The sequence below is a fragment of the Arthrobacter sp. KUASC02 genome, assembly GCF_059739395.1.
On the sequence record NZ_AP046053.1, the window covers coordinates 1,400,751 to 1,414,377 of the forward strand.

A 13,627-nucleotide genomic window follows, 5' to 3' on the forward strand; every position below is an offset into this window, starting at 1 on the left:
CCGTGGGGCATGCCCGTCTGGCATGCCCTCAGTGCATGCCTGAGACCGTCCACAGCGCCACGACAGCCAAGGGAACCGTCAGCGCCACGGCTACCAGGCCTGCGAGCGCGAATCCACCCCATTTGATCCGGACGTTCAGCGCCCGGAGCCGCTCGTGCCAGAGCAACGTCGCCAGGGACGCCCACGGACTGACCAGCGGGCCGAGGTTTACGCCGATGAGCAGGGCGGCGAGCCGCACAGGCGATCCCGCCACCGGTTCCAGGGCCAGGTAGGCGGGGAGGTTGTTCGCCGCGTTGGCGGCACCCGCGCCCAGTCCGGCCAGCTGCAGGAGAGCGGGCAGGCTGTCGCCCGATCCGGCCGCCCCCGCCAGGAGTTCTGTCAGGCCATTGGCGTGGAGTGCCTCCACGAGCATGAACAGGCCCACCGTCAGCATCAGCGGACGCCACGGAACCATTGACCACCGCAGCGCGGAAGGGCGTCGCCGCAGGAAGACTGCCAGGAGGAAGGCCGCGGCCGCCATGGCGGGGTACTGCACCGGCACTCCGGACACCAGTGCGGGCAGCAGCACCAGCACCGTGGCAGCAGCGGACAGCAGCAGGCCGCGGTCCCGGACACGGTGGACCGGCTGCGGCCCGTACCTTCCGCGCAGGTCCTTGCGGAATGCCAGCCACAACAGGGCGAGGGGAACCAGCAGTCCCACCACGGCAGGCGCCCAGACAAGGCCGGCGAATCCCAGGGGGCTGAGTCCGAGCCTGTCCTGGGCCAGCAGATTGGTCAGGTTGGACACCGGAAGCAGCAGGGAGGCCGTGTTGGCCAGCCAGATGCTGGTCAGGGCGAACGGCAGGGGCGGAATCCGGGCGTGGACAGCCAGGAGCACCACCACCGGAGTCACCAGCACCGCCGTGGTGTCCAGGGACAGGAACACCGTGGAGACAGTGGCCACCGCAATAACCAGGAGCCACAGGATGAAAACGCGGCCGCGGCCCAGGGCAGCCAGACGGTCCGTCACCACCCGGAACAGACCGGCCTCGTCCAGGAGTTCGGTGACGAGTGACATTGCCAGCACGAAGGACAGGATGGGAACGGTGCGGTCCGCCAGTTCAGCGAAGGCAGGCTCCGGGAGGGCACCCACGGCAAGGGCGGCCATGCCTGCCGCGAGCGTGGCTCCCGGCAGGAGGTAACTCTTGATTTTTGTCAGCCACGCAAACCGATGCACTGCCCCATCGTCCCACCCTCGCCTGCCGAGCGCGTGCACCGCCGCTCAGGCGCGCTCCTGCGCACCCGCCGCTCAGGGGTGCGGCCGGGAGCCAAAACGGGTGCAGCGGTCCCGAGACGGTAACTTTGTACCTATGAAGTACGCCCAGTCCGTCCTGGACCTCATCGGCAACACGCCGCTCGTCAAGCTCAACCACGTCACCGACGGCATCAAAGCCACCGTCCTGGCGAAGGTCGAATACCTGAACCCGGGCGGATCCATCAAGGACCGCATCGCGGCGAAGATGATCGAGGAGGCCGAACGGGACGGAAAGCTTCTCCCTGGCGGCACCATCGTTGAACCCACCTCGGGGAACACCGGCGTCGGGCTCGCCCTTGTGGCCCAGCAGAAGGGGTACCGGTGCGTCTTCGTGGTGCCGGACAAGGTGGGCGAGGACAAACGCGCCGTCCTGCAGGCCTACGGCGCCGAAGTAGTGGTGACGCCCACCGCCGTCGCCCCGGACAGCCCGCAGAGCTACTACGGCGTTTCGGACCGCCTCGTGACCGAAATCCCCGGCGCCTACAAGCCGGACCAGTTCTCCAACCCCGCCGCGCCCGGCAGCCACTACGAGACCACCGGTCCCGAAATCTGGCGCGACACCGACGGCCGGGTCACGCACTGCGTGATCGGCGCCGGGACCGGCGGCACCATTACCGGAACCGGCCGCTACCTGAAGGAGGTTTCCGCCAACCGTGCCGAGGCAGACGGCGGACGCGTCCGGATCATCGGTGCCGACCCCGAAGGATCGGTTTACTCCGGCGGGACCGGACGCCCCTACTTCGTGGAGGGCGTCGGTGAGGACATGTGGCCGGCGAACTACGACAAGGCCGTCCCGGACGCCGTGATTGCCGTCAGCGACGCAGAGTCCTTCGAGATGACCCGCAGGCTGGCCCGCGAAGAAGGCCTGCTGGTGGGCGGTTCCTCAGGCATGGCCGTAGTGGCCGCCCTCCAGGTGGCCAAGGACCTGCCCGAGGACGCCGTGGTAGTTGTGATCCTGCCCGACTCGGGCCGCGGATACCTCGCCAAGATCTTCAACGACCAGTGGATGCGGTCCTACGGCTTCCTGTCCGGCGGCGAGGAGGCCTCCGTCGGCGAGGTGCTCAAGTCGAAGACCGGTGAACTTCCGGCGCTGGTGCACATCCACCCGAACGAAACCGTCCGCGACGTCATCAACATCATGAACGAGTTCGGCGTCTCCCACATCCCGGTCCTGTCCCAGGAGCCGCCGGTGGTCATGGGCGAAGTGCTGGGCGCCGTGGACGAGCGGAGCCTGACCTCCAAGCTGTTCCGCGGCGAGGCGAAGCTGACCGACAAGATCTCCGAACACATGGGGGAGCGCCTGCCCGTGATCGGGTCCCTGGAGACCATCTCCGCCGCCCGCGAACTGCTCTCCGACGTCGACACCGTGATGGTCACCTTCGTCGGCGCCCCCGTGGGCATCCTGACCCGCCACGACCTGCTCGCCTACCTCAGCAACTAATTTCCGGTGCTTGGGCCTGTCGAAACCGGAAGTCGACTAGCCCCAACACCGTATGAAAGGACCTTCAATGTCTGTTTCTGAAAACCAAGGTTTCAACACCCGCGCCGTCCACGCCGGCCAGGCCTTCGAGCCGCGGACCGGCGCCGTTGTGCCGCCGCTGCACTTCAGCTCCACGTATGCCCAGGACGGGATCGGCGGGCTTCGTGACGGCTACGAATACGGCCGCGGCGGAAACCCCACCCGCGACGCCCTGCAGGAGCAGCTGGCCGCGCTGGAAGGCGGCTCGCACGCGTACTCCTTCAGCTCCGGCCTGGCCGCGGAGGACTCCCTCATCCGTGCCCTCACCCGGCCCGGGGACCACATTGTGCTGGGCAACGACGCCTACGGCGGAACCTACCGCCTGATCAGCCGCGTGCTGGGCGAATGGGGCATCGGCAACACGCCCGTGGACATGGCGGACCTCGACGCCGTCGGGAAAGCCGTCGCGGCCAACAAAACCCGCCTCGTCTGGGTGGAGACTCCGTCCAACCCGATGATGAAGATCACCGACATCGCTGCCCTGGCCAAGCTGGCGCACGACGCCGGTGCCCTCCTGGTGGTGGACAACACCTTCGCTTCCCCCTACCTGCAGACCCCGCTGGCGCTCGGCGCCGACATCGTGGTGCACTCCACCACCAAATACATCGGCGGCCACTCCGACGTCGTCGGCGGTGCGATCGTCGTCAACGACGCCACGCTCGCCGAGAAGATCGGCTTCGTCCAGTTCGCCGTTGGTGCGGTGTCCGGCCCGATGGACGCCTTCCTCACCACCCGCGGGCTCAAGACCCTCGGTGTCCGGATGGACCGGCACAGCGACAACGCCCAGGCAGTGGCCGAATGGCTGCTGGAGCGTCCTGAAGTGGAGGCTGTGCTCTACCCGGGCCTGCCCTCGCACCCCGGCCACGAGCTCGCGAAGAAGCAGATGAAGAAGTTCGGCGGCATGATCTCCGTGCAGTTCAAGGGCGGCGAAGCCGCGGCCCGCACAGTCGCGGAGAACACCTCGGTGTTTACCCTGGCCGAATCCCTCGGCGGCATCGAATCGCTCATGAACTACCCCTCCGAAATGACACACGCCTCCGTCAAGGGCACCGAGCTGGCTGTTCCGGTCAACCTGATCCGGCTCTCCTGCGGCATCGAGGACGTGGAAGACCTCATCGCGGACCTGGAGCACGCCTTCACCTTCATCGGGACGGGCAGCTAGCAGCCGGTGACCATCTCGCTTCGGGCCGTATCGCCCACCACCCGCGGCTGGCTCGCGACGGCGGCGGGCGCCCTGACCCTGGCCATCGCCGTATGGTTCCTGTACACGGATTACAAGCCGTTCATGAACGACTTCGAGGTCTACTACTACGGCGGCGGCCGCGTTTTGGAAACGGGCGAAGGCGGCGTCAACGAGCTCTACGCACCGCGGGACGGGCTGCCGTTTACGTACCCGCCTTTCGCCGCGCTGCTCTTTGCCGCCCTGGCCACCATGGACTTTGGCGCCAGCAGCATGCTCTTCATCGGTGCCGCCCTGGCCGGCGCCGCGGTGGTGGCCGGCTGGCTGGCCCGGCACTACTTCGGCATGAGGACATGGCGGGCGGCCTTCGCGGACTACCGTTTCAGGACCACCGCCCTGGTGGGAACCGGGGCCATCCTGCTCCTGGGCCCGTGGCGGGACACGTTTGTCTTCGGCCAGATCAACATCATCCTGATGGGCGTGATCCTGGCTGATTTCGCGTTGTACGGGAAATCCCGTGCGGGCGAAATCCGCTGGCCCGCAGGACTGCTGATCGGTCTGGCCGCCGGCGTGAAGCTCACCCCGCTGGCGTTCGGCCTGTACTTCCTGGTCCGCCGCGATTTCAAGGCGCTGGGCTGGATGGCCGCCGGCTTCTTCGGGTCCATTGCGCTGTCCTGGGCGGTGCTGCCGAATGCGTCGCTCACCTTCTGGACCAAGATCCTGCCGGACACCGGGCGGATCGGCGGTCCGGGATACGTGGACAACCTGTCCGTCAAGGGGCTGCTGCTGCACATCGGCATGCCGGATTCGACACTGACCAGCCTGGTGTGGCTGGGCCTCTCGCTGGCGCTGGTGGTTCTCGCCGGCCTGGTCATCAAATGGGCCGTGGACGCTGACGAGAACTTCATTGCAGTGTCCGCCACCGCCGTCCTGATGCTCTTGATCAGCCCGGTCTCCTGGTCGCACCACTGGGTCTGGGTTGCTGTTGCACTGCCCAGCATGGCTTTCGCGATGCACCGCGTGCCCTCACGAAACGGCAGGATGCGCACCGCCGGCTGGGTCATCGTGGTTTTTTCCACCATCGCCTTCTACATGACGCCAAAGAACCTGGCCGTCTGGGCCGGCGCCGCCGAATGGGGCAAGGACCCGCAGACGCAGTGGCAACTCACCGTGTCCAGCCTGGGCGTAGTGTGCGGCATCGCGATGCTTGCCTACTGGGCGCTCGCATACCGGCCCTCGAGGGCCGCGCTCCGCCCTCGACCCTAGCTTTCTTCAAGAAAGTCAGCTACGGTTGCCTGCATGGCACTCCGTTCTGACTGGTCCCAGCGCACCTGCGCCATGGCGCGCGGCCTGGATATCCTTGGCGACCCCTGGAGCATGCTGGTGCTCCGCGAGGTCTTCTTCGGCAACGGCCGCTTCGACGCCATGAAGAATCGGCTGATGGTGGCCGACTCCGTGCTCACCAAACGCCTCGCGGGCCTGGTGGACGCCGGGCTGCTGGAGCGCAAACCGTACGACGACGGCGGCCGCACCAGGCAGGAATACGTGCTCACCGAGAAGGGTGAGGACGCCCTGCCGGTGCTCAACGCCGTCGTGATCTGGGCCGAAAAACACCTCCCGGCGCCGTCCGAACAGGCTCATATGTTTGTCATCCACACAAGGTGCGGGCAGCGCACCACCTCCGCGGACAGCTGCACGGCCTGCGGCGAACGGCTCACGGCCGAAAACACCAGCTGGCACAGCCTCACCCGAACGCCGGAGCCGGTCCGCCTTGCCACCGCCGCCCCGCCTCCCGCCCGCGACGCACTTTCACAGAACGGACCCGCAGCATGAACGCCCCCGAGACAGCCCTGCAGCCCGCACCCGGCAAACGGACACGCCGCAAGCTGCACCCGGCGTGGATTGTGGCCGCTGTTGCGTTCCTCGCACTGGTGGGCGCCGCCGGCTTCCGGGCGGCCCCCGGCGTCCTGATGGTGCCGCTGCAGAACGAATTCGGCTGGTCCACCACGGTGCTTTCCGCGGCCGTCAGCATCAACCTGGTGCTGTTCGGCCTCACCGCGCCGTTCGCCGCCGCGCTCATGGAACGGTTCGGCATCCGCGCCGTGACCTCTGTGGCATTGGTGCTGATCGGCGCCGGCAGTGCGTTGACCGTGCTGGTGAACCAGTCGTGGCAGATCCTGCTGACCTGGGGGCTGCTGATCGGACTGGGCACAGGGTCCATGGCCCTGGTCTTCGCCGCCACGATCGCCAACACCTGGTTCAGCAAGAGCCGCGGCCTGGTGATCGGCATCCTGACGGCCGGCAGCGCCGCGGGGCAGCTGGTCTTCCTGCCCTTCATCGCCATGCTCGCGCAGGATCCCGGCTGGCGGCAGGCATCACTGCTCATCGCCGCCGGCGCCCTCGCGGTGGTGCCGCTGGTGCTCAAATTCCTCAAGAACTCACCCGCCGACGCCGGTGTGCTGCCCTACGGCGCCGACGCCGCCCCGGAACAGGGCACGGAACCGGCGGCGGGGTCAACCGCGACTGGTTCACCCGAGACTGGTTCAACTGTGCCGGGGGAAGCCGCAGCCCCCGCCGGGAACGCGGCAATCCGCGCACTCCAGGTGCTCAAACGCGCCAGCAAGGTCCGGACATTCTGGGCACTGGTGGCCGGCTTCGCGATCTGCGGTGCCACCACCAACGGGCTTATCGGCACCCACTTCATCCCGTCCGCGCACGATCACGGCATGGCGGAGACCACCGCGGCGGGCCTGCTCGCCGTCGTCGGCATCTTCGACATCGTGGGCACCATCGCCTCCGGCTGGCTGACAGACCGCTTCAACCCGCGGATCCTGCTGGCGGTGTACTACCAGTTCCGCGGCATCGGACTGCTGGTGCTGCCGCTGCTGCTGAGCGCCACGGTCCAGCCCAGCATGATCGTGTTCGTGGTGATCTACGGACTGGACTGGGTGGCCACCGTTCCGCCCACCGCCGCCATCTGCCGCCAGGTCTTTGGCGCCGACGGCAGTGTGGTGTTCGGCTGGGTGTTCGCCGCCCACCAGCTCGGCGCGGCCGCCGCCGCACTGGCCGCCGGCGCCATCCGTGACGCCACCGGCCAGTACACCTACGCCTGGTTCGGCGCTGCCGCCATGTGCACCATTGCCGCCGTCATCAGCGCCACCATCCGCAAGGACGCCGGAGCGCGGGAACCGGTCCTGGTGGAGGCCAGGGCTGCGGAGCACTGACCGCTGCGCACTGAGTGCTGAACACTGAGCACTGAGTGCGGTGCCACGCCGGGGCTGGGTAACAGCGGACGGGCCCGCTGCTTCAGTAGGATGTGGGGAGGACGCGCCTGATCCGGCGCGAGTCAGCCGGCACAACATCGCGATACGCGCTCAACGCGCCTACAGTGGCGCCGCTCTGCAGGAACAAATGTTTGGGGACACGGATGGCACTGCTCGACGCCGAAAAAGAGCTCGACGCCGGCAAGGGAACCGCAGCGCCGGGGACCACCGCACCAGGAACCGCCGCTCCAAGCACCGCAGCGTGGTATCGCAGCCGGCTGGTGCTGGGCATCCCCGGGGAGCTGGTGACGCTGCTGGCCATCCTGGCTACTGCCGTCTTTATGTCCTCAAGGCTTGACGCCTGGGGCGAGCAGGGCCTGGACTTCAGCGTCTACTGGCACGGCGGCAAGATCCTCAACGAAGCCGGCCAGTCGCCGTCGGACCTCTACAGCAGGACCGTGGGCTGGGCCGGAGGGCCGGAGCTGCCCTTCACGTACCCGCCGTTCGCCGCGCTGCTGTTCGGCCTGCTGGCCAGGCTGCCGGAGGAATCGGCCCTGATGCTCTTCAACGCCGCCGGGGCGGCCGTTGCTGTGTGGGTCGCCGTGCGCGGCGTGAGGTACTGGAGCGCCAAACAGGACTGGCGCAGCACCTTCGGAGGCGCCGGGTTCAAGGCAACCCGCAACCGGTGGGGCGCCGTTATCCTGCTGCTCGCCGTCATCAACCTGGGCCCCTGGCGCGAGACACTGGCGTTCGGCCAGATCAACATCCTGCTCATGGGGCTCATGGCCGCCGACCTCCTGGCCGGGAACCAGCGCTGGAACCAGGGTTTCCCGGGCCGCGGCTTCCTGGTGGGCATGGCCGCCGGCATCAAGCTGACGCCGCTGGTCTTCGGCTTGTACTTCCTGGTGCGCAAGGACTGGCGCGGTCTCTTCAACATGGCCGGCGGGTTCGCGTTCACCGTGCTGCTGGGCTGGCTGGTCCGCCCGGCGGAGTCGTTCACGTTCTGGCTGGAAATCCTCCCCGACACGTCCAGGATCGGCGGGGCGGGCTATGTGGACAACCTCTCGATCAAGGGCGCGTTGCTGCATTTCGGGGTTCCCGAAGCCGGCGTCACCGTTCCCTGGCTCCTGCTCAGCCTGCTGGTGGCGGGCGGGGGTGCCCTGGTGATCAAGGCTGCCAGCGACCAGGGCGCCCGAGTGGTGGCGATTTCCGCGACGGCGCTCACCATGCTGCTCATCAGCCCCGTCTCCTGGTCCCATCACTGGGTCTGGATGGCCGCTGTGCTTCCGGCCTTCGCCTGGACCCTCCGCGAGACACCGCACCGCTACCGGGCAACCCGCTGGGTCATGGGCGGTGTGCTCGGGGCATCCATCATCGTGTTCTTCTTTTCGCCCAAGAGCATCGGCGAAGCGCTGGGAGCGGAGAACCTGGACTTCCAGGTGCCCGAGCCCTGGCTCATGGCCTCCAGCGCCGGCGTCTTCTGCGCGGTGGCCATCCTGGCCTGCTGGCTCGTGGTGCTCCGGCGTGGTTCCCTGGCTGACGTGCCCGCATGAACAGGACGGCAATGGTGACGGGCGTCGGCCGCCTCGCCGGAATCGGTGCCGGCATCTCCAGGCGCCTGGCTGCCGACGGCTGGGACCTGGTCCTGACGTACTGGCAGGACTACGACTCCCGGATGCCCTGGGGAGTCCAGCCGGACGACGTCGAACGCCTCGCAGCGGAGCTGGAAGCCACCGGCGCCCGCGTGCTTGCCCTTCCGGCGGACTTGGAGGATCCCCAGGCCGTGGACCGGCTCATGGAGTCGGTAGCGGAGCAGGCGGGCACGTTGCAGGGGCTGGTGCTCAGCCACGCCGAGTCCGTGGACTCCGGCATCCTGGACACCTCCCTGGCAAGCTGGGAACGGCACTTCGCCGTGAACACCCGGGCCAGCTGGCAGCTGATCGCTGCCTTTGCCCGGCAGGCGGCGCACGACGGCGGCGCGATCGTGGCGCTGACCAGTGACCACACAGCGTTCAACCTGCCGTACGGCGCGTCCAAAGGGGCGCTGGACCGGACCGTCATTGCCGCGGCACGGGAGCTGGGTCCGCTGGGCATCACGGCAAACGTGCTCAATCCCGGCCCCGTGGACACCGGCTGGATGGACCAACAGCTGCGCGAGGAGCTCAGCCGGCGCCAGCCCGGCGGGCGGCTCGGAACCCCAGCCGATGTGGCCGGAACGGTGGCGTTCCTGCTCTCGCCCGAGGGCCGCTGGGTGTCCGGGCAGCTGATCAAGGCCGACGGCGGCTTCTCGGCCTAGGCTCGCGCACTCGCGTCCCAGCCCAACTAGGTAGCAGCAGGTGTCGTTATGGGCCCGCAAAACGACACCTGCTGCTACCTAGTTGGGTGGGAGCGGGGTTATCGGAAGGCGCCGATGCCGGTGATGTGCTGGCCGAGGATCAGTGTGTGGACCTCGTCCGTGCCTTCGTAGGTGCGCACCGACTCGAGGTTGGCGGCGTGCCGCAGCGGCGAGTAGTCCAGCGTGATCCCGTTGCCTCCCAGGATGGAGCGGGCCTCCCGGGCAATGGCCAACGCCTCGCGGACGTTGTTCAGCTTCCCGAGGGAGATCTGTTCCGGCTTCAGCGTGCCGGCGTCCTTGAGCCGGCCCAGGTGCAGCGCCAGCATGGTGCCTTTCTGGATCTCCAGGAGCATGTTCACCAGCTTCTCCTGGGTGAGCTGGTACCCGGCCAGTGGCCTGCCGAACTGGAGCCGGTCCTGCGAGTACTTCAGCGCGGCCTCGTAGGAATCGCGGGCGGCCCCCATCGCACCCCAGGCAATCCCGTACCGCGCCTCGTTGAGGCAGGTGAAGGGGCCGCGCAGGCCGCGGGCACCCGGCAGCAGGGCCTCCGGTCCCAGCCGCACGCCGTCGAACGTCACGTCGCACTGGATCGAGGCGCGCATCGAAAGCTTCCGGCCGATCGGTGTGGCGGTGACCCCGGGTGTTCCGGCCGGGACAAGGAAGCCGCGGATGCCGTCGTCCGTCCTGGCCCAGACCACCATCACGCCGGCAACGGATGCGAGCCCGATCCAGCGCTTGGCGCCGTCGAGCACCCACCCGGCGTCATCCCCGGAGCCGTCCCGGCGCGCGACGGTGGTCATTGAGGAAGGATCCGAACCCGCCGAGGGTTCGGTCAGGGCGAAGCAGCCGATCACCTCGCCGGCGGCCATCCGGGGGAGCCATGCCTGCTTCTGGTCCTCCGAGCCCCAGCGGTGGATGGCCGTCATGGCCAGGGAACCCTGGACCGAGACGAAGGTGCGGATCCCGGAATCCCCGGCCTCAAGCTCCATTGCGGCCAGGCCGTACTCGACGGCGGACCGTCCCGGGCAGCGGTACCCCTCCAGGTGCATGCCGAGCACGCCCAGCTCGCCCAGTTCGGGGGCCAGGTCGAGCGGAAAGACGGCGTCGTCATACCAGCGGGCAATGTCCGGCTTGATCCGTTGCTCCGTGAAATCGCGGATCCGTTCCCGGAGCGCAAGCTCCTCGGCGGTCAGCAGGGCATCCAGGGCCAGGACATCGGAGGTGTCCGAAACAGAGGGCAGGTCAGCGGCGTTGCTCATTGGAGCATCCTACGGCTTACGCCTTTCGCGAGGCTTCATCCGGCTGCGGCTACAGCGTGCTGGGCGCCGGCCGCTTCGCCAGGAAGTAGTCCCGGGTGGCCGGGGCGAAGCGGCACACCACTGCCAGCACGACGCCCAGAGCCAGCAGCACCACGCCGCTGACGAAGGCGCCGCCCACGCCGAAGATCTCCGTGTCGCCGTAGGCGGGATCCCACATCTGAACGGCGGAGATGAAGAACGCGGCGGTCAGCATCAGGGCACCGAGCAGCGGCAGGAGGCCGCGGAACCACAGGTTGCGGGCGGAATCGCGCAGCGTCCCGCGGAAGAACCAGAAGCACGCGAAGCCGGTCAGCGCGTAGTAGAACGCGATGAACAGGCTGATGGCGCTGATCGAGTCGGAGAGCAGGTTCTGGCTGAGGAAGCTCATGGCCACGTAATACACGACCGCGGCGGCCCCCATCACCTGCGTGGAGAACCCCGGCGTCTGGTTGCGCGGGTGGACTTCGCCGAACCTGGCCGGCAGAGCGCCGTGGACACCCATGGACAGCGTGCCGCGGGCGGTGGGCAGGATGGTGGTCTGGGTCGAGGACAGCACCGACGCCAGCACCGCCACCACGATCAGCCAGCCCCAGGGGCCCAGCACAACGTCTTTCATGGCCAGGAAGACATCGTCCTGGTTCTCGGCGTTGCCGAGGCCGATGCCGTCCGTGCCCACCGTGGCATACATCATCACCAGCAGCGCCACCGAGACGTAGATGGCCATGAGGACAAAGGCGGAGATGACGGCGCCGCGGCCGGGCGTCGTGGCCGGATTCTCCGTCTCTTCATTCACAGCCAAGCAGGTGTCCCAGCCCCAGTAGATGAAGAGTGCCAGCAGGGCGCCGTGGACCACTGCGCCGGGATCGGCGAAGGCGCCTGCGGGGTTGAACCACTCAATGTCGAAAGCCTGGCCCTCGGGTGCCCCGCCCGTAATCCGGAAGACAATCGCCAGCGCGAATATGCCCAGCGAGACATACTGCACGTAGGTCAGGACCCGCTGGACGTGCTCGCCGAGCCGGATGCCGCGGTAGTTCACCAGCGTCATGAAGATGATGAACACCACTCCCGTGGCCGTCACCAGCAGGTCGTTTTCGGCCAGCGAACCGTCGCCGATCAGCAGCCACAGGTACTGCCCGGCCACCTGGGCCAGGTTGGCGAGCACCACGATGCCGGCCAGGGCAACACCCCAGCCTCCCAGCCACCCCGCCCACGGGCCGAATGCCCGGCGGGCCCAGATGAAGGTGGTGCCGCAGTCCGGCATGGCGCTGTTCAGTTCCCGGAAGGCGTAGGCGATGAAGAGCACCGGCACAAAGCCCAGGAGCAGGATCAGCGGCGTGTAGTTGCCGTTCACTGCGACGATCAGGCCCAGCGTGGCCGCCAGCGAATAGACAGGAGCCGTGGAAGCCAGGCCAAGCATGACGGAGTCGCCCAGGTCCAGGATGCCGGCACGCAGCCCCTTGGACGGAACTGCCGGCTGGCCACCGGACTTAACTCCCGCCGTCGAGTTCCCTGTGCTCATAGTGCAATACCTGCTTTGCTGGAGGAGGCCGAGGCGGCCTGGACTGAAAGAGGGGCCGGGGCGTCGATGGTGTTGGGGACGAACCGGCAGAAGTAATCGGTGATGGGACCGTCGGATTCGCGGATGCCGCAGCCTACGGACTCGCCGTCCACCACCCACAAACCCAGGACGGGGTGGTTCCCGTCGAAATCGGGCAGCGAATGGAACTGCTGGTAGCACCAGCCTTCGCGCCCGTAGCCGCCTGGCTGCTCCAGGTTGATGCCGGCCGCATGGATCTTGATGTTGTCCCCCTCGCGGCCATGCAGCGGCTTGGCCACCCATTCCTTCAGCGGCCCGGGCTCGTTCAAATACGCCGGTAGCAGGTTCGGGTGCTCCGGATACAGGTGCCACAGGGCCGCCAGCAATGCTTTGTTGGAGAGGAGCATCTTCCAGGCCGGTTCCACCCAGCGCGGATTGTGGGCGCGCTGGAGCAGCCGCTGGCCGAAGGGCTCCTTCATCATCAGCTCCCACGGATACAGCTTGAAGATGGTGCTGATCATGAAGTTGTCCAGGTCCACAAAGCGTTTCAGGTTGGGGTCCCAGCCGATATCGGACATGTTGATGCCGATGGTGGTCCAGCCGCCCTGTCCCGCGACGTCGCGCATGTAGGCTGCCGTCATCCAGTCCTCGCCGGACTGCTCCGCTTCGGAATGGGCGATGTGCAGGGTGCTCATGCCGGTGCGGTACTGAAGCTTCTTCCACTGCCGGATCAGGGCTTCGTGGATGCCGTTCCACTGGTCCTTCTCCGGGAACACGTCCTGCAGCCAGAACCACTGCGCCACCGAAGCCTCGATCAGCCCGGTGGGGGTGTCCGCGTTGTACTCCAGCATCTTGGCGGGGCCGCCGTGCCCGTCGTAGACGAAATCGAAGCGGCCGTAGATGTCCATGTCCCCGGCCTGCAAGGACTCGGCGGCCAGCTCGAGCGCCTGCGGCCCGATCCCGATATTGCCCATGGCTCCGGTGGCAAGGTACTTGGCCGCCTCAAGGCACATCAGGTGCATGTCCTCGGCCGTCTTCTCGAGGGTTTCCACCTCGTCCATGGTGAATTCGTAGTAGGCCGATTCGTTCCAGTACTCGATCTTCTTGCCGTCCGGCATGGTGGTGGTGGAAAAGACGAGCCCCTGTTCCTCGATCTTCTGCTTCCAGTCGGGCCTGGGGGTTGCACTCAGTCTCTTCACGC

11 protein-coding genes are annotated in these 13,627 nt (G+C 67.5%); 7 read left to right on the plus strand and 4 right to left on the minus strand.

Annotated elements, in window-relative coordinates:
* Positions 1-28: 28 nt before the first annotated feature.
* Entirely contained in the window at positions 29-1,216 is a 1,188-nt protein-coding gene (locus AC6JAC_RS06390; protein ID WP_497963988.1) for an ArsB/NhaD family transporter, read from the minus strand.
* 133 nt (positions 1,217-1,349) lie between these two features.
* On the opposite strand from AC6JAC_RS06390, the gene AC6JAC_RS06395 reads away from it, so the two are divergent.
* The 7 genes from AC6JAC_RS06395 (at position 1,350) to AC6JAC_RS06425 (ending at position 9,552) form a co-directional block, all read left to right on the plus strand.
* Positions 1,350-2,735: a cystathionine beta-synthase gene (locus AC6JAC_RS06395; protein ID WP_028269662.1), complete on the plus strand. Its 1,386-nt coding sequence runs from the start codon at positions 1,350-1,352 to the stop codon at positions 2,733-2,735.
* 67 nt (positions 2,736-2,802) lie between these two features.
* Complete coding sequence (locus AC6JAC_RS06400) at positions 2,803-3,975, plus strand: cystathionine gamma-synthase (protein ID WP_497963990.1); 1,173 nt, start codon at positions 2,803-2,805, stop codon at positions 3,973-3,975.
* Positions 3,976-3,981: 6 nt separating this feature from the next.
* Entirely contained in the window at positions 3,982-5,259 is a 1,278-nt protein-coding gene (locus AC6JAC_RS06405; protein WP_028269660.1) for a glycosyltransferase 87 family protein, read from the plus strand.
* A gap of 33 nt (positions 5,260-5,292) precedes the next feature.
* Positions 5,293-5,826 carry a winged helix-turn-helix transcriptional regulator gene (locus AC6JAC_RS06410; RefSeq protein ID WP_347899725.1) on the plus strand — a complete coding sequence of 178 codons (534 nt, stop codon included), beginning with the start codon at positions 5,293-5,295 and terminating at the stop codon, positions 5,824-5,826.
* Entirely contained in the window at positions 5,823-7,217 is a 1,395-nt protein-coding gene (locus tag AC6JAC_RS06415) for an MFS transporter (RefSeq protein WP_028269658.1), read from the plus strand. The genes AC6JAC_RS06410 and AC6JAC_RS06415 overlap by 4 nt, the downstream gene beginning before the upstream one ends.
* 203 nt (positions 7,218-7,420) lie before the next feature.
* Positions 7,421-8,809, plus strand: a complete 1,389-nt coding sequence (locus tag AC6JAC_RS06420) for a glycosyltransferase 87 family protein (protein WP_497963993.1) — start codon at positions 7,421-7,423, stop codon at positions 8,807-8,809.
* Positions 8,806-9,552: an SDR family oxidoreductase gene (locus AC6JAC_RS06425; protein ID WP_497963995.1), complete on the plus strand. Its 747-nt coding sequence runs from the start codon at positions 8,806-8,808 to the stop codon at positions 9,550-9,552. Before AC6JAC_RS06420 ends, AC6JAC_RS06425 begins: the two co-directional genes overlap by 4 nt.
* A 98-nt stretch (positions 9,553-9,650) precedes the next feature.
* Here the strand turns inward: AC6JAC_RS06425 and AC6JAC_RS06430 are convergent, their stop codons facing one another.
* The 3 genes from AC6JAC_RS06430 to AC6JAC_RS06440 are packed head-to-tail and all read right to left on the minus strand — an operon-like array spanning position 9,651 to position 13,625.
* Positions 9,651-10,850 carry an acyl-CoA dehydrogenase family protein gene (locus tag AC6JAC_RS06430; protein WP_497963997.1) on the minus strand — a complete coding sequence of 400 codons (1,200 nt, stop codon included), beginning with the start codon at positions 10,848-10,850 and terminating at the stop codon, positions 9,651-9,653.
* Positions 10,851-10,899: 49 nt separating this feature from the next.
* Positions 10,900-12,408 (minus strand): APC family permease, encoded by a 1,509-nt coding sequence (locus tag AC6JAC_RS06435; protein WP_028269654.1) that lies wholly within the window; start codon positions 12,406-12,408, stop codon positions 10,900-10,902.
* Positions 12,405-13,625 carry a glutathionylspermidine synthase family protein gene (locus AC6JAC_RS06440; RefSeq protein WP_028269653.1) on the minus strand — a complete coding sequence of 407 codons (1,221 nt, stop codon included), beginning with the start codon at positions 13,623-13,625 and terminating at the stop codon, positions 12,405-12,407. Before AC6JAC_RS06440 ends, AC6JAC_RS06435 begins: the two co-directional genes overlap by 4 nt.
* Positions 13,626-13,627 lie beyond the last annotated feature (2 nt).